Below are 20,573 nucleotides of genomic sequence, written 5' to 3' on the forward strand. Positions count from 1 at the left end.
CATTTCTTATACACGATCTCAAAGGATCCAACATACTTAAACCTGATTCAAATAAGGTTGTGAAGTAGGTCAGTTTTTTTTACGGATTCAAGATCCAAAGAGCTGCCCGACCTATTCTTCACCTCTACTATATAAAAAAATAGTAGTACGAACCAATGCCTTGGTCTGCACTACTAATCTTAGTATGTTTTTCTTATTGTACTACTGAAGTAGGTTGGTTAATCGTAGTAAAATTAATTGTAAGATTTAAATTTCGCTAAATTTGGAGGTTTTATGAAAAACAAGAATTTGATTTGTCGTACCTCAGGTGTATACTCTGATGAATTAACAAGAGGTAAATTATACAAAGTGATTGATATGAAACAGGATAAAGAAATGGTTCGTATTAAATGTGACAATGGACGACTAAGATGGTTTTCATTATTCCACTTTAATGTGAATAGTGAGGATCTCGTAGATTTAATAAGCTGGACGTTTGATGACGAAGTATCAAATGACCCTAATGAGACAAATTGGATAGAAGTAAGTTTGAAAATGAGTGACGGGAGTGAGAGATGGTGTATTCTTTATACTCCAGAACGGTTAAAAAACTGTTTACAACAATCAAACATTTATCCAAAAGGACTCCATATAAAGCATATGATAGTTGTCAAAAGTTATAATGTGGAGGATATACAGAGTGTTTTGGATTATCTTAATCAGGAAGACGAGTTGATTGGTGCAACATTACCACTTAATAGAAGTTCTTCTTGAACATAGAGCAGTCGCTGGAAAAGATATTGAAATAAGAAAAATATGTATGTGAAGGTGATATTAAGGACCAGATAAAAAGGCGGTTCCTAGGTGTGACTGTTGTACTAATTATTTTTGCTAGTGACAAGCTCCCACCTGAGATTATAGACCTTTTAATTCACTTGAATTTGACCCTCGTAAAGAGGGAGAGGTTTATGAATCCTACAAAATTTACGAGATGAAAAATCCAACTATATAATGACTAACAAAAATTGCAACATAAATTAAAGTAATATAAGGTTGATAATCAATATAAAATTCTTTATGTGTTAACCTAAATTTATGGGGAATTAAAACCCAACTAATATAGTCAATTATTATTGAAAGTGTTGTCCATTGGATAACGGTATAAAGCATAAATTCTTTTACATGATCCGTATCAATTCCTTTACTATATAACCAAAGGAAAATTGGAAATATTAAAACATTGTAAAGAACCTGATAGGGTCTAGACTTAACATAAACGGGTGATTTTAAAAAAGTTGTACCTGCCTGTTTCGCATTTTGAACACCAAAAAATTTATTGGTGATTAACATATGTATAAAAACTACTAAAGTTGCGACTGAATAAGCAAGTAACAACCATAAAAAAGACATACCTAAATTATTAAACAAATAACTTCACCTAACTTTCATAATATAACAATTTATACCAATTCATTGCATTATCCTATAAAATCAAGTGAATGTAAATAAAATATTCCGAAAAATATATCTATAACTTCGATGGCTTAGCAGAGTGGTGCAAACTTTATTAAGTGTAAAACAAACAAAAGCTGAACTAATATCAAAAATTAGTTCAGCTTAAAAATTGCATATTATTATGTTGTACATTAAATATAGGATCCATAAAAATTAACTGCATTTCTTTAACTCTTGATCTTAATAATAACCAGTATCTTGAGTGTTTTTGTGCATAGGTTACAGTATTCCACTAAAAAGATAGAGAGCGGTTGCCCAAATAAAAATCGCTGAGCATTTATTGAAAATATTCATAAGCTTCCCAGAGCTATCAAGTTTTTTCAACGATGCTCCGGCAATGATAAGACCTAAAAACCATAACCAAGAAATCAAAACACAAGCTGCCGTGAACAATATTTGCTCTGTGCCGCTATATTTTAAAGCACTTGTACCAATAACACCTATTGTATCTAAAATGGCATGTGGATTTAAGAGCGAAACAGATAGTGCGAATAAAATTTGCTTTTTTATAGGTAGTGCTTCATTGTTATCGGCAGTTGCTGGATTCGAACACCAAATTGTATAGCCCATATAAAGTAAAAAAAGTATACCAACAGTCATTAAGGCGATCCGTAACCATTCAAATTGCAATACGATTAATGATAAACCAAATACTGCAAGTAGGATTAGAAGTGTATCACAAATTGCGGCTGTTATACTGGCTGGTAAGGCCCGAACTAAACGAGGCTGTGTTGCACCTTGAGAAAAGACAAAGACATTTTGTACGCCTAAAGGCAAAATAAGTCCAAACGCTAAAATCATTCCATGAAGAAATGCTTCCAATAACATTCCCTCCTTTCACTAACTATTCTAGATGTGTTATAACTAAAAGAAAACGACCAATTGGATGGTTTTTTATCCACCCAATTTCGAGGGGTGATACGAATGAACTGGCAGCCAAATAGACGGAGTGAAATGACATTACAGCAACAAATTGTGACATGGGTTATTGAGCATATCGAACGGGGCGATTGGGTGGCAGGGACAAAGCTACCAACACAAAGACAGCTAGCGATACAGTTTGGGGTAAACCGGAGTACTGTTCAGCAGGCGTTAGAGGAATTAAAAGCAGCAGGAATATTGGAATCGAAAGTAGGCTCAGGTATATTTGTAGCTCATAATTCTTGGCATTCCTTAATTACACAATCACAGCCAAATTGGCAATCCTTTATTGACACAAGCTTACATAAGCCAAATTATCATACCATTCAATTAATCAATGAATACGAGCAGCGCGATGATGTCATTCGATTAGGTACTGGGGAGCTAGCACCAAGTTTATTACCGACAGCTGAAATTGAAGCGTCATTGAAAGAGCTCTCTTTGCAACCGAAAGCTTTAGGTTATTCATCACCACAAGGTAGCGATGAACTTCGAGAAGCGATTTGCGAATACGTGATAAAAAGGGGCATTCATGCAAACCCCAGAAATGTGTGCATTGTCTCCGGTGCACTACAGGCTTTACAGCTCATTGCAGTTGGACTACTAGAACAGGGGTCTATCGTATTTCAAGAACAAACATCTTATTTAAATTCAGTGCATCCATTCCAGTCTGTAGGTATGCAAATGTTGGCTATCCATCGAGATGAACAGCTTGTACAAACTTTAGCTCAACGAAAAAGAAAAAGGCAGGCTGTATTTTATGCTGTTCCTACATTAAACAATCCGACTGGAGGGGTGTGGACTACGCATGAAAAAAAGCAGCTTTATGAAGCATGTCAACAATCTCGAATTCCTATTATTGAGGATGACGTCTATCACGAATTGCTCTTTGAAGCGGCAACGCCCCCAATTAAATCAATGGATGATAACGGGCAAGTCCTTTACATTGGAAGTGTTTCGAAAACATTAAGCCCTGGACTTAGAATTGGTTGGTTAATTGGTCCAACAACTGTTATAGAGCGGTTAGCGGATATAAAAATGCAAACGGATTACGGTTCAAGCGCCATCTCGCAGGAAATTGTGCTGCATTGGCTACAGTCCGGAAAGTATGAAAAGCATATCGTCGACTTACGCCAAAAATTACAGCAAAGAGCAGATTATGTAGAGACTATTTTACAAGAAAAATTTTATGATATTGCAGAGTGGAATAAGCCAAAAGGTGGCTTTTATATTTGGCTAAAGTTTCATGAGCCCATTGTTGATAAAGAGTTGTTTACCAAGCTATTGCAGCGCGAAGTACTCATTAATCCCGGTTATATTTACGATCCGCAAGATGCTCAACATATTCGATTATCATATGCTTATGCGACAGAGGAAGAGTTGGAAAAAGGATTAAATATCCTATTTGAGATTACAAAAAAGTAGAAATGTATAAACTTAAAGAAAATCACCCATTGTATACATGATTACATACAATGGGTGATTTCTTTTAAGTATCGGTATGTTTGATTTGTTTCAGCAAATTATGTCGACGATATATAAAAAATAAGAAAAATATATGTATTTAATGTAGAATTTACCATACATGTGTACTAAAATAGTCTTGCAAGACTAAATATAAAATAAGGAGAAACGCTTTGAGGAATCTAACTAAAATTATTTTTTCACTTATTTTTTTTCTAGTGGCTACTGTCACATTCAATAGTCTGTCCGCCGATGCGACTAATGAAAAAGTCTCTAAAATACATAGAGTATCAAATCCAGAATTTTGTAAGAACAAAAATTTCCCATATGAACTGTCTAACGGATTGACAATTGGAGTGAAAAAAAACTTATGCGTTCCAGTAATCTTAAAAGGAAAGAATGAAGTATATTCTTTCGGTGGCCCATTTATGGAAGGAGAAATGCAGTTCACTGTCACTGGAAATAAAGATACATTTATGTATTATAAAGATTCTGGGCGTGGTGGTGACAGTCTTGAATTAGTGGGCGTTCGCCCAAATGGAGAAATTTTCTTAGAGAAAGAGATTGATAATGGTGTTGGTATCAATGCCGAATTCCTTTCGCCTAGTATTATTGAAATAGGTATTGAGAGGTATAATGAAGACTACGTAGCTATGGGCGATAGATTTACTGGCTTATTCGATACAAAATACTATCAACTTACTAAAGATGGAGAGATGATAGAGATAGATTATATCGATCAGGAATTTGCCAACCTAGCGAAGAAGGGGCAATTAAAATGGGTGCCAGGGAATATTGGCATGAACTATAAATCTTTAAAAGCCAATAATAAAGGTACGCTTGAGTATGGCGAAATTCCGTTCTATATGACACTTAAGGCATCATACGCTTTCCTTCCTAAAAATAAGCTTGAAGGAACGGAAGCAGTTAATGCTATAGGCAAAAATACAATGATAACGGGCTCGAAAAAAGAGCTAACTGAAAAACTACAGAAATATTTCGGTAAGCCTGTAGCAGAAAAGATAAATGGTAATAGCTATGTATATGCTTACAAAGCTGGTCAATATTATGTAGTAATAGATGGAGACGGCATTAACAAAGAAGCTTATCTTTATATCGGTACAAAGAATGGTATAAATATTTTATTTTGGCCTTTTGATGGAGGCATTAAATAATCTGCATTTCATAATAAATAATGTACTTTAAGAACACATCTTATTGTGTTCTTTTTTTATTGTCGAAAAACATTATTGAGGTGAACAATCAAATGTTGGAATATTTGCTGGCGTCTAAACATCCGCCGCGGCCGCTTCTCTTTACACAAAAGCCATTTGTTGGCCTAATGCTGGACGGGATTAAAATATATAGTCATAAGTTAATTCACATTAAAAGCGAAAATGAAGAATTAATGATTTTAAACAAAGAATTAATAATATTTATTTTTTTAATTAAAAAGTTTAATTTTAATCACTTGCATTTTTAATTCCTTGTTGTATAATCAAATCAACTAGAAGGAAGGGATTTCACTATGGCTTATCAAGTTATCACAAATTGTCCTGTTTGCAGTAAGACATTGAAAATTACTAAGTTGCAGTGCTCTCATTGTCACACAACGATTGAAAATGAGTTTGAATTATCTAAGTTGGCATCTTTATCAAAGGATCAGCTTCATTTTGTAGAAGTATTTTTAACTTGCAGAGGGAATATCAAAGAAGTGGAAAAGGAACTGGGGATTTCGTATCCAACGGTTCGAGGCAAGCTAACAGACATTATCTCATCTCTTGGATATGAGCAAAAGAAGAAAAATGAAGTAGACGAGAGAAAAGTTGTCACTATGCTGGAAAATGGCGAGATTACACCAGAAGAAGCTATTAAGCTTTTAAAAGAAGAATAGGGAGGAATTTATCATGAAAGAGGAAATTGCAAGAGTATTAACAATGGTTCAAGAAGGAAAGATTGATGCAGAACAAGGATCAGAACTGATTCAAGTATTAAAGGAAAAAGAAGAAACAAGTAATGATAAGCCGACTAAATATTTAGATAAAACTTTAAAAGTCCGTGTTGTATCAGCCGAAAATGATAACGTCATGGTTAATTTACCTATAAAACTTGTCAAGGTAGTATTACTGGCTGGACACAGTATCGCAGCGAGTGTTCCTCAAGCGGAAAAATACGTTAAAGATATTGATATAAACCTTATTATTGAAGCAATTGAAAACGAATTAGATGGCCAAATTGTTGATATTAAATCGGCAAACGGGGATACCGTTTCGGTCATCATTGAGTAGTGATTTGCTTATGATGCATGTAAAAGTGAAAACAAAAGGCTTTCGGCTTAATATCCCAATGCCATATGCTATGTTAAACATTGTTATTTCAATTTTGTCCTCGAAACTTTTGCAACGAAATTTAAACAAATGGACAAAAGAGCCTTTCGAAAGAAAAAAAATAGACTTTACTTTTCCAATAATAGATAAAAACACGCTAAAGCCGATCGTCAAGGAACTGAAAAATTATAAGGGAATCGTGATAGTGGATGTCAAAGCTAAGGACGGCACAGAGGTTAAAGTTAGACTATAATTGATGATTACTAGCATTTTTAAGAAAAAGCCTAATTTCTTGATTGAAAAAAACTATTATAGCTCAAGTACGTAACCCCGTTCTTTAATCTAGGACGGGGTTAAATATGTACTAGAATCGCAAAACCTTTTGATAAAAGAATAATTCTAGTAAAGAATCATACATATTTAAATAATGATTATTTATGAAGAGGTGAACCATTGGAGAACATACCAGAGGGCTATTCTTATGTTCCACAGCCTATTCGGAAAGATGGTGCAGGTGGGGTGGATAAAGGGCCGAGAGATGTTATGAGGGATTTGGAAAATCCTGATTTGCTTGTCCCTCCTAAAACAGACGCTGGGCTTGTACCAAATTTAAAATTCTCTTTTTCTGATACGCATATGGTTTTAAAGCATGGTGGTTGGTCTCGAGAAATTACTGTTCGTGATCTCCCAATTGCTACGACATTGGCAGGTGTTAATATGAGTCTGACACCTGGCGGGGTTCGTGAGTTGCATTGGCATCAACAGGCGGAATGGTCGTATATGCTTCTTGGTCATGCACGCATTACTGCGGTCGATCAAAATGGACGTAATTTTATTGCCGATGTAGGACCGGGGGACTTATGGTATTTCCCACCAGGTATTCCTCATTCCATACAGGGTCTTGAAGATGGCTGTGAATTTTTACTAGTATTTGACGATGGGCATTTCTCAGATCTTAGTACATTTTCAATTTCTGATTGGTTTGCTCATACGCCTAAAGATGTGCTGTCCTCTAATTTTGGTGTTCCAAAGAGCGCTTTTCAACATATCCCGAAAGAACAGGTCTATATTTATCAAGATAAAGTTCCAGGATCACTAGACACACAAAAAGTACAATCGCCATATGGTACAGTCCCTCAAACTTTCAAGCATCGTCTGCTTGCTCAAACGCCTATTAAAACTCCTGGAGGTAGTGTCAGAATTGTAGACTCCACTAATTTTCCTATTTCTAAAAATATCGCAGCGGCCCTTGTCGAGATTAAGCCCGGTGCAATGAGAGAGTTGCATTGGCACCCGAATAATGATGAATGGCAATATTATTTACAAGGAAAAGGGCGCATGACAGTGTTTGCAGCAAATGGTGTGGCTAGAACATTTGATTATCGTGCAGGTGATGTTGGATATGTGCCGTTTGCAAATGGTCACTATGTTGAGAATACCGGTACGGAGACGTTATGGTTCCTTGAAATGTTTAAAAGTGATAGATTTCAGGATGTTTCGTTAAATCAATGGATGGCTCTTACTCCATCTGAGCTAGTACAAAGTAATTTAAATATTGGTCCTGAACTTCTACATGTATTAAGGAAGGAAAAGTGGCCAGTCGTGAAATATCCTGGGTTTTCATATTATCCAAAGTAAGCATATAGAAAAGCAGGTGAGATTTTTTCTCACCTGCTTATTTTAATATTGATATTTATTTCTAGTAGTAAGCAGTATACCGATTGCTGGAACCGTACAAATAAGCATTGCTGCAAATGATAGTCCAGGAGAAATTTCGTATAAATATCCGCCTAAAAATGTAAGGATAGCTGTACTTAATCCCATTGCTAATGCAGAGTAGATGCCTTGTGCATTTGGAATTTGCTCCTTTGGCAATGTTTTTGTTAAATAGCTGATAAAAGCGTAATGCGCAAGAGCAAAAGATAATGCATGTAATGTTTGAGAAGCGATAAATACCCAAACATTCGGGAATAAGTAAATAAGTAACCAACGTAAAGATGAACCACTTGCTGCTAAAAGTAATAAAGAAGATGATCGCCATTTTTTAAATAGTGTATCAGCCTTCATAAAGTATAAGATTTCGCACATAACGGCGATGTTTATAATCATCCCCATGTAGAATGGGTCGACATGTAAATCCCCTAAATATATATAGCCGTAGCTGTAATAAGAAGCGTGTGCGCCTTGCAACAGAATAACGACTAATAAAACAATAGGGAAGCCTTTAATAGTCCATAATGTTTTCATCGACAACGATTTTGCACGTTGTTCTTTCGTCGGTACAATGAGTAGCTCTTGTGGTGTAGCCATTTGCTGCATCAACAGCATACCGATCAGGCCGACCACCATACTCCAAAAGATAATGTCATTGCCAAATGCACCTGTCAGCATGCTAATGATTAATACTGCAATGACAAAGCCAAGGGAACCATAGGAGCGGCTTTTACCATAGTGGACATTTCCATTCTGTACGAGTGTTGCCGCACTACTTTCAACGGCAGGAAGCAGTGCTGGATAGAAAACACTAAATATAAGGGTAACGATAAGAAGCGAGATAAAGCTCGTGCTTGGTATGTAAAGTAAAGTTGTGAGTAGGGCACCTATTGCTAGAATACTAGTGAGTCGTTTATTATTCACATATTTTGCAAGCATCGGGAAGAAAAATAAATTTGAGATTGCTCGTGCTAAAAGACCACAGCCCATTACGACGCTAGCCTGTGAAACTGTAAGATGTTTGGCATCAACAAGCCAACCAGTCCAGTAAGGTAAGAAAATACCCCATGTAAAGAAAAATGCAAAGAAATTTTGAGAAAGCCATCGTTGATTGTTCATAAAATTACGTACCTCCATTAACTATGTTGAATAATAGCACGTTCATCGATACAATAATGTGAGATATCTCACATTTTTTCGAAGGAGAGAGTAAAAATGCATATACTGACAGCTGAGGAACGTTCATACTATCTCGATAAATATCCAATAGATGATTTTTTTTCTTTTGAAATTGATCCATTTTTAGAAATATGTAAGTTTGATAAGGGTGAATGGATTTTTCAAGAAGGGTCATTTCCAAATACGCTATACTACATGATCGAGGGAAAGGCGAAGCTATACATGACACACAAAAATGGCAAAGTCTCGCTTATCGATTACTTGAAGGCACCACTTTTTATGGGGGAAATTGAGTTACTTAATGAGGCAAGATATACGAAGGGGATTCAGACAGTAACCGAGACGATTTGTTTTTCGATTAAACAGTCCTGTAAAGAAAAATTACTCACGGATGTACTATTTTTACGTAAACTTTGTGTGTTTTTAGGGGAAAAGGCGTTCAAAATGACGTCAAAATATACACAAAATCAAGCATTTCCACTTGAAAATCGACTTGCTGCATTTATTCAATTTTCGTCAGATCAAGGAGTCTATAAAGAAAAGCATACTGAAATCTGTGAGTATTTAGGGGTTTCCTATCGACATTTATTATATGTACTTGCACAATTTTGCGAAGAAAAAATTTTAGAGAAGAAAAAGAATGGCTATTACATTATTAATGAAGAGCGTCTTTCCGAATTGGCTCAGGAAATACAGTGAGGAGTGCTATTACTTATTGTATTCACTTTTTTTAACTAACCAGCGTGCTATCTCCTTCCCGCTATGGTAAAAGTAAGCCTCATTGACTCTTTGGTTTTGTAGGGAGATATCTAGGGTTTCTTCCGTAACGCCAAAAGGTATAACCCCTAAACATTGGTGTGTGTGGTGTGGGATCTTTTTGTGCTTTACCTCAGTTTCAATGTGAGCTTTAGCAGATTTTTGTGCATTTCGGAATGGACGAGTAAGTAATTCTCCTTGTTCCAATGTTGTGCTTGGCGAATAACAATTACCTTTCATTCAACATGCCCCCTTTGTCGTTAGTTTTATTGTACAAGACATGCGGTGGAAAAAGTCTTCATTTACAAGGCTTTAACTAAAACTTAAAGGTTAGTTAATCAATTATGCCTCGGCATAATTGCGTCCGGAATCGGCTTTGTGCTTGCACAAAGAACTCCTTTCCGATTTCCGTGACATCCGCTGAAAGAAGTTAAATATGTAACCGTATTCATGCCATTTACGAATAGAAATCATAGAAAACTTGTATGATTTTAAGAGAAAAACTCGTACTCAAACTATTGTGAATTTTCCTAACACAACGTATTATTGTAAGTAGAGTTAACGTGAAGGACTTCACATAGTCACGTAATCGTGAGGAGGAATTTTTAATGAGTGCAATTCGAGTAGGTATTGTAGGTTATGGAAATTTAGGACGTGGTGTAGAGTATGCTATTTCACAAAATCCAGATATGGAGTTAGTAGCGGTATTCACACGTCGCGATCCATCAACTGTAAACATTGCGAGTAATGCTAACGTATATTTAGTAGATGATGCTGAAAAATTCCAAAATGACATTGATGTAATGATTTTATGTGGTGGCTCAGCAACAGATTTACCTGAGCAAGGACCACACTTTGCACAATGGTTTAATACAATTGATAGCTTTGATACTCATGCGAAAATTCCTGAGTTTTTCGAGGCTGTAGATGCAGCGGCACAAGAGTCTGGTAAAGTATCCGTCATTTCAGTTGGCTGGGATCCAGGTTTATTCTCATTAAATCGTATACTAGGGGAGACAGTTCTACCAGTAGGCACAACTTATACTTTTTGGGGAGACGGTTTAAGTCAAGGTCACTCAGATGCTGTGCGTCGTATTGAAGGTGTTAAAAATGCGGTACAATACACATTACCAATTCAAGAGGCAGTAGACCGTGTTCGTAACGGTGAAAATCCTGAGCTGACAACGCGTGAAAAGCATGCACGTGAATGTTGGGTAGTTCTTGAAGAAGGTGCAGATGGGGCGAAAGTTGAGCAAGAAATCGTGACGATGCCGAACTATTTTGATGAGTATGACACAATTGTAAACTTTATTTCTGAAGAGGAATTTAAAGCAAACCACACAGGCATGCCACACGGTGGATTCGTTATTCGTAGTGGAGAAAGCGGCGCTAACGAAAAACAAATTCTTGAATTCTCATTAAAACTTGAAAGTAATCCAAACTTCACATCTAGTGTTTTAGTAGCATTTGCTCGTGCAGCACATCGTCTAAACCAAGCTGGAGACAAAGGTGCTAAAACAGTATTCGATATCCCATTCGGTCTGTTATCACCAAAATCAGCTGCTGAATTACGTAAGGAACTTTTATAATTTTAACCTATTAAACTACCCGATTATCATTTAGTTGATAATCGGGTTTTTCGAATTTAGCAATTCATTTTGTTAAATCACTATATAGCTAAACTATAAATGAAAGCACCATCAAAAGCTGGGGATGACGAAATTAACGACTACACAAATGCTAACTTTCCGTAAAGGGAGCATATCGAAATAAAATCATTGGACTTTATTAATTGTATTTATTGTCAAATAAATACTTTTTGTGCTTATAATAAAATTAGGTTATTAAAATCTACTTAAGTAGTTTTACATTGTAACGTTGCTGCTTTGTAAAAAAGGATAGATTGGGGGAGTTTCAAATAGAAAAAGTGAATTTTTTTAATAGTGAACTATTTCATAAAAATGCTGAGAAATCATTTTTGATTCACGCAAATAAAATACAAGAATTGCTACCAGAGGCTGATATTCAACATGTTGGTAGTTCAGCAATTCCTAATAGCATTACTAAAGGTGATTTAGATATCCAAGTACGTGTTAATGCTGAACAATTTTCGAATGCCATAGAACTACTATCAAATTTATATGAAAGAAATGATGAAAGTGTTAAAACAGCTACATTTAGGGCATTTAAAGATGATACAACTAATCCTCCTTTAGGGGTTCAATTAACTGTAATTGATTCTGAGTTTGATTTCTTTTGGAAATTTAGAGACGTTTTATTGGCAAATAATGAATATCGCGATGCATATGATAAATTGAAGAAAGAGTACGAAGCTAAATCAATGGATGCCTATAGGGAAGCTAAAGATATCTTTTTCCAAAGATTAATGGAAACTCCTGAGTTTAAGAGATACGATAAATAATTTTGATTATTCATCGGATAGTAAAGAAACTTGAAAAAAGTTGGTAACGGTAAAATCAATTTGATAAACTTGAAGTACCAAGCGAAAACTCCACCCGTGGTTTGTCTCAGCAACAATTGCGATACGTGAGTTTTCGCTTTTATTTGATATATAAATGTAAAGATTTCATAAGATCAGCCCCGCGATATTATGATGAACTCATAAAAGATTTTAACTCTGAAGACTTGTAACCTTACATAACCAGTTGAATGGGGAGGTTATCACTAAATGACGACAGACATTATTATTCAATCAAAATGTATTTCACCGAGTCCGTCTAATCATTGTATTAGTAGAGCTACATTAATGAGAACATTAAATAAGAGTCTAGACCATAGTTGCACGCTTATTCATAGTGGAGCTGGGTATGGCAAAACAACAATCCTTACACAATTTCTACATGCACAATCAAGCAAATTTTCCTGGTATAGTGTGTCGGAGGAAGATGATAATATATTGCCGTTTTTAAGGCATTTATTTTTTAGTATCACAAGAATTGTTCCGGGCTTCGGCCAAGAATTCGATGCTTGGAATCAATTATCCCGTTTTCCGAAAATTGAAGAACTTAATCGTTGGTTTAAGCTGTTTGTCAATAGTTTATGTGAAATCGAAGAAGCAATATTAATTGTCATCGATGACTACCATCTCGTTGACCATGAATTTCATATAAATTATGTGATGGAAAAAATAATTGAGTTTTCACCACCGAATGTTCACTTTATCATTGCCTCTAGAACGATGCCGAATTGGGATATTACGAGGAGATTAAAACTACAAAAGAAATTACTTGTAATTGCAGAAAAAGAATTAGCATTTTCCTCAGAGGAGATCGCTGTTTTTTTCGAGGATTATGCAGAGGTGCATTTAACAGAGGTTGAAATAGCGAAGGTTGTGGAAATTACAGAGGGCTGGGCAATTAGTATTTCTTTATTAGCCGAGCAATGGAACGATGAGACATTAGCTCATTGGCTAAATATTTCTACAAATGATCTTTTCACCTATTTATCGGAGGAAGTTTATCTTAAGATGTCTGCATTTGAGCAAGAGGTATTATTAAAGCTGGCGATTTTCCCCACTTTCTCAGAGGAGTTAATATCGCAATTTTATAGTACGGAAATTGCACAAGTGTTAAAACTGTTTGTCCAGCGACATTTATTTATTCAACCTATCACGAAGGATGGTTTGTATCGTTTTCATGCCTTGTTTAGTCGATTTTTAGAGGCAAAGTGGCCACAACAAAATGCTTCACAGTATATTACATTGCATAAACAAGCAGCATTGTATTATGTAATGCAAAACAATATTCAAGCCGTTCTTCATCACGCATTTAAAACGAATGATCAGGATTTTTGTGGAGAGCTATTACAAAATCATGCTGAAAGTCTAGTCCGTGCTGGGCAATTTGAGTGGTTATTAGAAAAGATAAACAGATTTACAGCTAATGAAAAGTCCGAATATTATAAATTGTATTATTTTGAAGGTGAGTGCCACCGCTATCGTGCTTACTATGAAAAAGCAAAGCAGTCGTATGAAAATTGTGCAAACATCGCAAAAAGTAATAACGATTATCTGTTTATGACAAAAGCGCAGGCAGGTTTAGCACATATTTATCTCGATACAATTCAGCCGGCATTGGCAGAGCCACATTTAAAGAAGGCTTTAGAGTTAGCGAATCATACGCCGTTAAACAAAGAGGAACTTCTCGAATTACAACGTCAGTATGCAGAAAATCTTGTGAATCTAGGGAAGGCGAAAGGCGCACAAGTATTTACCGATGAGGTTGCTTTAACGGAGGACGTGCTACAAAGAGCAAATGTCGATGTTCGAATATTGTTAAGAACAGGACAGCTATTAGAAGCGAAGGAATTACTGACGAAGAGATTGGAATTACCACCACAGCTTGTCGCGACACATAGAGAGAGTGAGCTACTAGCATCATTTGTCTATGCGCTTTTAGGGCTGGGGAAGGATGCATGGTATGCCGCTCAACATGGGATTCGTAGGGGACTACGTGAAAAATCGGTTTTTATAGAGGCTGTTGGCTATATTCGCAAAGCACATGCTTACCTATTAGTGGATTTTCCTGATTATCAAGGAGCCTGCCAAGCTTATGAGAAAGCTCTTACATTAATGAATACTATTAATATTTCTCGCGTAAAAGCCGAACCTTACATGGGACTAGCAATTGTCAAACATGCGCAAGGAGATATTATCTCAGCTAAAAAATATATAGCACTCGGCTTACAGGAAACAGAGCAAGTACAAGACGCGTGGATGACCGCTCTAATATTAATTGCTGAAGTGAAAATCATTCTTTCTCAACATGAATATGAACGAGCCGGACAATTATTAATGAAGGCACAGCGATTATTTCACAATTGTGGTGATCAAAATGGTGTAATGCATGTACTATTCTTTCAATCTGTCATTGCTTTCAAAGAAAATAAACCGCAACCATTCAATCATTATTTTCAGCAGTTTGCCCAGTTATGCATCGCAAATGGCTATGACTACTTTTTACAAAGAAAAACCATTCTCGGTCCAGCGAATGGGATGATCTTTTATGAGCTTTTACAATTTAGTAGAAAGTCCGAAGGGGAAAATGCCGCTATTTTAACGATGCGTAGCTATTTTCAGGTTGAGAACAATATCATCTATCCTGATGAGGAAATGCAGGTGAATTTTTTAGGAAGTTTAAATTTAACAAGAAATCATCGAAAGCTTGAGGATAAAGAATGGCAGCGCGATAAATCGAAGGAGCTTTTTGTCTATTTATATTGTCATCGCAATCGTTTTACGCCAAAGGAAGAGATCGCACAGGCGTTATGGCCAGAGCGAAATGTTGATTCACTCGATCGAGATTTTAAAGTTGTTTTGAATACGTTATTAAAGGTTCTTGAGCCTAATAGAAATGCGCGTCAAGATAGCTTTTTCATTCAGCGTAAAAATAATATGTATCAATTGCAGCATACTCAATTTCTGCAAATTGATGTCGAGCGCTTTCTCTATTTTTATGAATTAGGGATGGAGGAGTTCGATCCACAATTGTCAAACGAATGGTTGTATCTAGCTGAAACAAGCTATATGGATACACTTTATGCTGAAAAAAAGCAGTTAGATTGGCTTATACAGGATCGAGAAAAACTTCAATCTTTGTATATTGAAGTACTGGAAAGGTTAGCACAAAATGCGACGAGGCAGCAAAACTATAAGCAAGCTATTTTTTATGCAGAAAGAATGATTCGTGAGGATGCATTATGGGAAGAAGGCTATCGCTTGTTAATGTATAGTTACTATCAATTACAAAACCGCTCCCTTGCATTAAAATGGTATGAAAAATGTGTGCAGCAATTAAAAAGGGAACTAAATACAACACCGATGGAATCGACGATGGTTGTTTATGATTTGATAATCGGCTAGTGTATATGATGTAATTGGTTATTTTTGGGGCATCTATGACATGGAGGTGATTTCCGTTTCGACTGGGCGCTTTGCTAGGGGCGTCCGAGGAGTTTCCCAGTCGGAACGAAAATCAACTAGCTCCTACAAGGAAAAAACATAACAACTTTTGATGAACATTTATATGCATTAATCAATAATTTTTATAATAATTGGAGGTACTACTATGTCATTTTGTAAGGTAAGTAAAGCGAATATTTACTATGAAGTGATTGGAACCGGAACACCAATCGTAATGCTTCATGGCTATTCGCCAGATCATAGATTAATGAAAGGCTGTATGGAGCCTGTTTTTGCCGAAAGGGAAGGCTGGAAACGAATTTATATTGACCTTCCAGGAATGGGCAAGACGACAGACTATGAAAAGATCAATGACTCAGATGAAATGCTAGAGGCCGTTGTAGAGCTAATACACGCATTACTACCAAACGAACGGTATTTATTGGTAGGAGAATCTTATGGTGGATATTTAGTGAGAGGAATAATGAGGGAGTATCAAGACCAAATTTTAGGGGCTGCTTTTATTTGTCCGTTGATTATTCCTGATAAAGAAGGTCGAACAGTCCCAGAACAAAGTATTGTCTCGGCAGATAAAGAATTTTTATCGACAATAACGAAAGAGGAACTAGAGGATTTTAGTTCACATCTTGTTGTTTTAAATGAATACAATTGTCATCGCTATACAAATGAAGTGTTAGCAGGCCAAAGAAACGCAGATGTGGAATTTTTAGAAAAAATCCAAAAAGGCTATCGTTTTTCATTTCCTGTAGATGAAATTTCATTTGATAAACCGTGCTTATTTTTGTTGGGCAAACAGGATTCCATGGTTGGCTATAAGGACGCTTTTACGATTTTAGATAAATTCCCAAGAGCAACTTTCACAATTTTAGATAAGGCTGGGCATAATTTGCAAATTGAACAAGCGGATTTGTTTAATAGCCTTATGCATGAATGGGTAGATAGGGTAGAGGATATTTACAATTGAAATACATTTTGTGAGAAAGAGACAGAATGAGATCTTTAGAATCTATCGATTAACTCACTTACTCAATATTTTCAAAGGGTTCTTTCTGTCCAATTTTTTCACTTCTTTTCCATATAGGTGAATTTCCCATCGAACGAATTATATTTGCGTAATGAATATAGAAGAAGCATTAGCATTAAAGTAATCGAATTTAGTAGAAGGGATAGTTGCAAATGGATATTAGGAAAATGCGATATTTCATAATGGTGGCAGAAGAATTGAATTTTAGTCGTGCGGCAGAACGTCTTAGGATGGCGCAACCTCCTTTAAGCCAAGAAATTCGTAAATTAGAAGAAGAATTGGGAGTTCAACTTTTTCATCGAACGAAAAGAATGGTAGAGCTTACGGATGCTGGGAAGATATTTTTAGAAGGATCTCAACAAACACTGCTTCAGTTAGAAAGAACTATAAAAGAAACACAACTCGCGGCTGAAGGGAAAATAGGGAGCTTAATTATTGGTTTTGTCGATTCCACAGAAATTGTTATAGAAGTTCTTAATAAATTTCGAGAACGCTTTCCTAAAATCCATCTTATATTACGTGAAATGACAACAGAGCAGCAATTAAAAGCACTTTATGAGAAACAAATTCATATTGGATTTATTCGTTCTAAACAGAACAACGGAATACTCTCTTCTGAAGTTTGTTCAGAAGAATCTTTAAGATTGGTTTTACATCAAGATCATCCTTTCGCCTCATTGCCCGAAATACCACTCCGATTGTTGATGGATGAACCATTTATTTTGTTTCCACGTCATATGGGTCCAAGTTTTTATGATTTAATTATTAGCTACTTTTGGGATCATGGTGTAAGCTTAAATGTTGTTCAAGAAGCAATTCAAATGCAAACGATTGTTAATTTAGTGGCAACCGGAATGGGAGTTTCTGTCGTTCCATCGTCGGTGGAAAGTTATAAACATCCTGGGGTTATCTATAAAAAAATCCAAGAGACTACACCAAAGGTAAATTTGTATGTTGGTTGGAGAGAAGATGAAAAATCTGCAGTAGTAAATCATTTCTTAACAGTTGTAAGAGAGATGTATTCGATTTTGCAATTTAATCACCAAAAATAAAAGCCCATCCTAAAGGGGATGGGTAATAAAATATTATTAACCTGTTTTACTCGGATCGTACTCAACGAAACCTTCTAATACTTTGTCAATCTGATTCATAATTTCAATGTCTAGTTTGACACCAGAAGCGAGCGCGTTCTCTCTGACCTGTTCTGGGCTCGAGGCACCGATAATCGCTGAGGGAACGTTCTGGTTTTGTAGTACCCAAGCTACTGCAAGTTGAGCGAGGGTAAGATCAATCTCTTGTGCGATGGGTTTAAGCTTCTGAATAGCAGTGAGTACATTGTCGTTCATCCAACGTTGTGCAAGCTTATTAAAGAATGGTTTGCCAGCCGAAGAATTAGCACGCGACTGGGCTGGTACTGGTTTTTGGGGTAGATATTTTCCAGTGAGAACACCTTGTGCTAAAGGCGACCATACTACTTGCCCAAGTCCTTCACGTTGACAGGTTGGTATAATATCGCTTTCGATAACTCTCCACAACATTGAATACTGGGGTTGGCTTGCAATGAACGGAATATTCAATTCCCGTGCAAGTGCTGCACCACGGGTGATTTGTTCTGCTGTCCACTCACTTACACCGATATAAAGCACTTTACCTTGTCTTACAAGATCCGCGAAAGCTAACATCGTTTCTTCAAGAGGAGTAGTTGGATCAAATCTGTGTGCATAATAGACATCTATATAGTCAGTTTGTAATCGACGCAAAGATGCATTACAATTTTCTAGAATATGTTTTCGTGATAAACCTTTATCGTTTTGCCCATTCCCAGTCGGATGGCACACCTTTGTACATAGTTCAATGCTCTCCCGGCGTATACTTTGTAAAGACCTGCCGAGTACTTCTTCAGCTTTAGTTTCTGAATAAACATCAGCAGTATCGAATGTAGTTATACCGACATCTAGTGCTGCTTTAACACACTCTTTTGCAGTATCCTCATCTACTTTACCCCCATGATTTATCCAGTTTCCGTATGCTATCTTGCTTATTGTTAATCCGCTATTGCCAAGTTTACTAAACTCCATTCTAGTCCCTCCTTTTGAAAGTGCTATCTTCATTATAAAAACCAGTTTTCAATATGGGTAATATATTATTACTAATGAATTAATATGAAATTTATATAATAAAACTGCTTTGCTGTTGTTGCAGAAAAAGTGGCACATCACACTTTTGAAGTTAGATATCGATATTTTTCAAAAGTTGGGTGATAAATTGATAAAGTTGGTCGATAAACAATCAAAAATTCTCGATAAATCTCAAAACTGTTTCGATAAACCCCTCATCCCCGAAAAAACCACACTATCTTGTAACTAATTTGTAACTGGAGTTTTATATAGTGTTTACACAGCAACGAAAGCGCTTTCTTTTTAGTTCATTATGAAAGGGGATATGGGATGAAAAAGCATTGGTTATTTGTGCTTTTATTGACGTTGACGATGTTGATGGTGGCTTGTAATTCGGATGAGACGAAGGATAGTTCAACCGGCGACAAGGCTTCAGAGGATGACACAAAAGGAACTACGGAGGAAGGGGGCACTATTAAAATCGGCGTGCTTGCGTCATTAACGGGTGCTCTTGAATCGTATGGGAAACAAACAAAGAATGGCTTTGATTTAGGAATTGAATATGCGACTGGCGGCACGATGGAGGTTAATGGTAAGAAAATAGAAATTGTTTATGAAGATACAGAAACAAAGCCTGAGGTTGCAGTTCAAAAAGCGACGAAGCTATTAGAAGATGACAAGGTTGATTTTTTAGTAGGTTCTTCTAGCTCAGGTGATACGCTTGCCGTTTTACCACTTGCGGAAGAGTACGAAAAGATTATGGTGGTGGAGCCAGCGGTAGCGGATAGTATTACGGGCTCAGAATTTAATAAATATATTTTCCGTACAGGCCGAAATTCCTCTCAAGATGCTTATGCTGCAGCGGCAGCGATTGCGGGAAAAGGTGTTAAGATTGCAACGTTTGCGCCGGATTATTCTTTTGGCTTGGATGGGGTTAAAGCCTTTAAGACGGCTGCGGAAAAGCTAGGTGCAGAAATTGTTTTAGAGGAATATGCAGATCCGGCTGCGACTGATTTTACGTCCAATTTGCAAAAAGTAATTGATGCAAAACCAGATTATTTATTTGTTGTATGGGCTGGTGCAAACTCGCCGTGGAATCAAATTGCCGATTTAAAAATTCAAGAAAAAGGCATTAAAATTTCTACGGGTGCACCAGATATTATTGCATTGAAATTTATGAATCCATTAATTGGTATGGAAGGGTTCTCTGTTTATTATCACACGTTACCACAAAATGATGTAAATAAATGGTTAGTCGAGGAACATAAAAAACGCTTCAATGACGTTCCAGATTTATTTACGCCAGGAGGCATGTCTGCAGCCATCTCGATTGTAGATGCTTTGAAAAAATCAGAGGGTGATACAGATGCGGAAAAACTGATTGGCATTATGGAAGGGATGTCATTTGAAACACCAAAGGGTACGATGACTTTCCGGAAAGAAGATCATCAAGCATTACAGTCGATGTATTCGATCCGTTTAGAAAAGCAGGATGGTGTAGATTATCCGGTACCAGTGCTAGTTCGTGAGCTTAGCCCTGAAGAAACAGCCCCTCCGGTTTTGAATTAATGAAATTGGAGACAGAAAGCGTTATTATTCTGTCTCTCTTCACCCACTTTCATATGAGAATGGGTGAA

20 protein-coding genes are annotated in these 20,573 nt (G+C 36.5%); 15 read left to right on the forward strand and 5 right to left on the reverse strand.

The window, feature by feature from the left end; all coding sequences use genetic code 11:
• Positions 1-288: 288 nt before the first annotated feature.
• On the forward strand, positions 289-753 hold the full coding sequence (locus tag ACQKN4_RS10480; protein WP_427483615.1) for a hypothetical protein: 465 nt from the start codon (positions 289-291) through the stop codon (positions 751-753).
• 210 nt (positions 754-963) lie between these two features.
• Here the strand turns inward: ACQKN4_RS10480 and ACQKN4_RS10485 are convergent, their stop codons facing one another.
• Together ACQKN4_RS10485 and ACQKN4_RS10490 are read right to left on the reverse strand one after the other, a co-directional pair.
• Entirely contained in the window at positions 964-1,407 is a 444-nt protein-coding gene (locus ACQKN4_RS10485) for a hypothetical protein (RefSeq protein ID WP_427483616.1), read from the reverse strand.
• A gap of 306 nt (positions 1,408-1,713) precedes the next feature.
• A complete protein-coding gene (locus ACQKN4_RS10490; RefSeq protein WP_427483617.1) occupies positions 1,714-2,316 on the reverse strand; it encodes a LysE/ArgO family amino acid transporter in 603 nt (200 codons plus the stop codon).
• A 102-nt stretch (positions 2,317-2,418) separates the two neighbouring features.
• Here ACQKN4_RS10490 and ACQKN4_RS10495 point away from each other — a divergent pair, with 102 nt between their 5' ends.
• The 7 genes from ACQKN4_RS10495 (at position 2,419) to ACQKN4_RS10525 (ending at position 7,844) form a co-directional block, all read left to right on the forward strand.
• Positions 2,419-3,840, forward strand: coding sequence for a PLP-dependent aminotransferase family protein (locus ACQKN4_RS10495; RefSeq protein WP_427483618.1), 1,422 nt, complete (start codon positions 2,419-2,421; stop codon positions 3,838-3,840).
• 467 nt (positions 3,841-4,307) lie between these two features.
• Positions 4,308-5,054 (forward strand): hypothetical protein, encoded by a 747-nt coding sequence (locus ACQKN4_RS10500; protein ID WP_427483619.1) that lies wholly within the window; start codon positions 4,308-4,310, stop codon positions 5,052-5,054.
• Between the two features lie 92 nt (positions 5,055-5,146).
• Positions 5,147-5,362 (forward strand): hypothetical protein, encoded by a 216-nt coding sequence (locus ACQKN4_RS10505; protein ID WP_079561955.1) that lies wholly within the window; start codon positions 5,147-5,149, stop codon positions 5,360-5,362.
• A gap of 45 nt (positions 5,363-5,407) precedes the next feature.
• On the forward strand, positions 5,408-5,773 hold the full coding sequence (locus ACQKN4_RS10510; RefSeq protein WP_079561954.1) for a DUF2089 domain-containing protein: 366 nt from the start codon (positions 5,408-5,410) through the stop codon (positions 5,771-5,773).
• 13 nt (positions 5,774-5,786) lie between these two features.
• Positions 5,787-6,167 (forward strand): SHOCT-like domain-containing protein, encoded by a 381-nt coding sequence (locus ACQKN4_RS10515; protein WP_079561953.1) that lies wholly within the window; start codon positions 5,787-5,789, stop codon positions 6,165-6,167.
• Between the two features lie 10 nt (positions 6,168-6,177).
• Positions 6,178-6,459, forward strand: a complete 282-nt coding sequence (locus tag ACQKN4_RS10520) for a hypothetical protein (RefSeq protein ID WP_079561952.1) — start codon at positions 6,178-6,180, stop codon at positions 6,457-6,459.
• A gap of 200 nt (positions 6,460-6,659) precedes the next feature.
• The gene (locus tag ACQKN4_RS10525) at positions 6,660-7,844 is read left to right on the forward strand and encodes an oxalate decarboxylase family bicupin (RefSeq protein ID WP_427483620.1); all 1,185 of its coding nucleotides are present in this window, start codon (positions 6,660-6,662) and stop codon (positions 7,842-7,844) included.
• Positions 7,845-7,886: 42 nt separating this feature from the next.
• Here ACQKN4_RS10525 and ACQKN4_RS10530 read toward each other — a convergent pair whose 3' ends face one another.
• Complete coding sequence (locus ACQKN4_RS10530) at positions 7,887-9,038, reverse strand: MFS transporter (protein ID WP_079561950.1); 1,152 nt, start codon at positions 9,036-9,038, stop codon at positions 7,887-7,889.
• A gap of 96 nt (positions 9,039-9,134) precedes the next feature.
• On the opposite strand from ACQKN4_RS10530, the gene yeiL reads away from it, so the two are divergent.
• A complete protein-coding gene (yeiL, locus tag ACQKN4_RS10535; protein ID WP_079561949.1) occupies positions 9,135-9,797 on the forward strand; it encodes a transcriptional regulator YeiL in 663 nt (220 codons plus the stop codon).
• A 9-nt stretch (positions 9,798-9,806) separates the two neighbouring features.
• Here the strand turns inward: yeiL and ACQKN4_RS10540 are convergent, their stop codons facing one another.
• Positions 9,807-10,094, reverse strand: a complete 288-nt coding sequence (locus ACQKN4_RS10540; RefSeq protein WP_427483621.1) for a hypothetical protein — start codon at positions 10,092-10,094, stop codon at positions 9,807-9,809.
• A 368-nt stretch (positions 10,095-10,462) separates the two neighbouring features.
• Here ACQKN4_RS10540 and ACQKN4_RS10545 point away from each other — a divergent pair, with 368 nt between their 5' ends.
• The 5 genes from ACQKN4_RS10545 (at position 10,463) to ACQKN4_RS10565 (ending at position 17,871) form a co-directional block, all read left to right on the forward strand.
• A complete protein-coding gene (locus tag ACQKN4_RS10545) occupies positions 10,463-11,443 on the forward strand; it encodes a diaminopimelate dehydrogenase (protein ID WP_079561947.1) in 981 nt (326 codons plus the stop codon).
• Between the two features lie 314 nt (positions 11,444-11,757).
• Positions 11,758-12,276: a GrpB family protein gene (locus ACQKN4_RS10550; RefSeq protein ID WP_240518297.1), complete on the forward strand. Its 519-nt coding sequence runs from the start codon at positions 11,758-11,760 to the stop codon at positions 12,274-12,276.
• 267 nt (positions 12,277-12,543) lie between these two features.
• Positions 12,544-15,735: a BTAD domain-containing putative transcriptional regulator gene (locus ACQKN4_RS10555; protein ID WP_427483622.1), complete on the forward strand. Its 3,192-nt coding sequence runs from the start codon at positions 12,544-12,546 to the stop codon at positions 15,733-15,735.
• A gap of 205 nt (positions 15,736-15,940) precedes the next feature.
• Positions 15,941-16,759: an alpha/beta fold hydrolase gene (locus tag ACQKN4_RS10560; protein WP_427483623.1), complete on the forward strand. Its 819-nt coding sequence runs from the start codon at positions 15,941-15,943 to the stop codon at positions 16,757-16,759.
• Positions 16,760-16,971: 212 nt separating this feature from the next.
• On the forward strand, positions 16,972-17,871 hold the full coding sequence (locus tag ACQKN4_RS10565) for a LysR substrate-binding domain-containing protein (RefSeq protein ID WP_427483624.1): 900 nt from the start codon (positions 16,972-16,974) through the stop codon (positions 17,869-17,871).
• Between the two features lie 36 nt (positions 17,872-17,907).
• Here ACQKN4_RS10565 and ACQKN4_RS10570 read toward each other — a convergent pair whose 3' ends face one another.
• Positions 17,908-18,897 (reverse strand): aldo/keto reductase family protein, encoded by a 990-nt coding sequence (locus ACQKN4_RS10570; protein WP_427483625.1) that lies wholly within the window; start codon positions 18,895-18,897, stop codon positions 17,908-17,910.
• 369 nt (positions 18,898-19,266) lie between these two features.
• Between ACQKN4_RS10570 and ACQKN4_RS10575 the strand changes: the two genes are divergently transcribed.
• Positions 19,267-20,505, forward strand: a complete 1,239-nt coding sequence (locus tag ACQKN4_RS10575) for a substrate-binding domain-containing protein (RefSeq protein WP_427483626.1) — start codon at positions 19,267-19,269, stop codon at positions 20,503-20,505.
• Positions 20,506-20,573 lie beyond the last annotated feature (68 nt).

It is taken from the genome of Lysinibacillus sp. NPDC093692, assembly GCF_050280125.1.
Lineage (GTDB): Bacteria > Bacillota > Bacilli > Bacillales_A > Planococcaceae > Lysinibacillus.

What these genes read in the sequence shown, in the direction of transcription:
- ACQKN4_RS10515 (WP_079561953.1), top strand. Translation starts at nt 5,787, where the DNA reads ATGAAAGAGGAAATTGCAAGAGTATTAACAATGGTTCAAGAAGGAAAG.
- ACQKN4_RS10530 (WP_079561950.1), bottom strand. Translation starts at nt 9,038, where the DNA reads ATGAACAATCAACGATGGCTTTCTCAAAATTTCTTTGCATTTTTCTTT.
- ACQKN4_RS10570 (WP_427483625.1), bottom strand. Translation starts at nt 18,897, where the DNA reads ATGGAGTTTAGTAAACTTGGCAATAGCGGATTAACAATAAGCAAGATA.
- ACQKN4_RS10545 (WP_079561947.1), top strand. Translation starts at nt 10,463, where the DNA reads ATGAGTGCAATTCGAGTAGGTATTGTAGGTTATGGAAATTTAGGACGT.
- ACQKN4_RS10540 (WP_427483621.1), bottom strand. Translation starts at nt 10,094, where the DNA reads ATGAAAGGTAATTGTTATTCGCCAAGCACAACATTGGAACAAGGAGAA.
- ACQKN4_RS10565 (WP_427483624.1), top strand. Translation starts at nt 16,972, where the DNA reads ATGGATATTAGGAAAATGCGATATTTCATAATGGTGGCAGAAGAATTG.
- ACQKN4_RS10500 (WP_427483619.1), top strand. Translation starts at nt 4,308, where the DNA reads ATGGAAGGAGAAATGCAGTTCACTGTCACTGGAAATAAAGATACATTT.
- ACQKN4_RS10555 (WP_427483622.1), top strand. Translation starts at nt 12,544, where the DNA reads ATGACGACAGACATTATTATTCAATCAAAATGTATTTCACCGAGTCCG.
- ACQKN4_RS10510 (WP_079561954.1), top strand. Translation starts at nt 5,408, where the DNA reads ATGGCTTATCAAGTTATCACAAATTGTCCTGTTTGCAGTAAGACATTG.
- yeiL (WP_079561949.1), top strand. Translation starts at nt 9,135, where the DNA reads ATGCATATACTGACAGCTGAGGAACGTTCATACTATCTCGATAAATAT.
- ACQKN4_RS10520 (WP_079561952.1), top strand. Translation starts at nt 6,178, where the DNA reads ATGATGCATGTAAAAGTGAAAACAAAAGGCTTTCGGCTTAATATCCCA.
- ACQKN4_RS10505 (WP_079561955.1), top strand. Translation starts at nt 5,147, where the DNA reads ATGTTGGAATATTTGCTGGCGTCTAAACATCCGCCGCGGCCGCTTCTC.
- ACQKN4_RS10495 (WP_427483618.1), top strand. Translation starts at nt 2,419, where the DNA reads ATGAACTGGCAGCCAAATAGACGGAGTGAAATGACATTACAGCAACAA.
- ACQKN4_RS10560 (WP_427483623.1), top strand. Translation starts at nt 15,941, where the DNA reads ATGTCATTTTGTAAGGTAAGTAAAGCGAATATTTACTATGAAGTGATT.
- ACQKN4_RS10575 (WP_427483626.1), top strand. Translation starts at nt 19,267, where the DNA reads ATGAAAAAGCATTGGTTATTTGTGCTTTTATTGACGTTGACGATGTTG.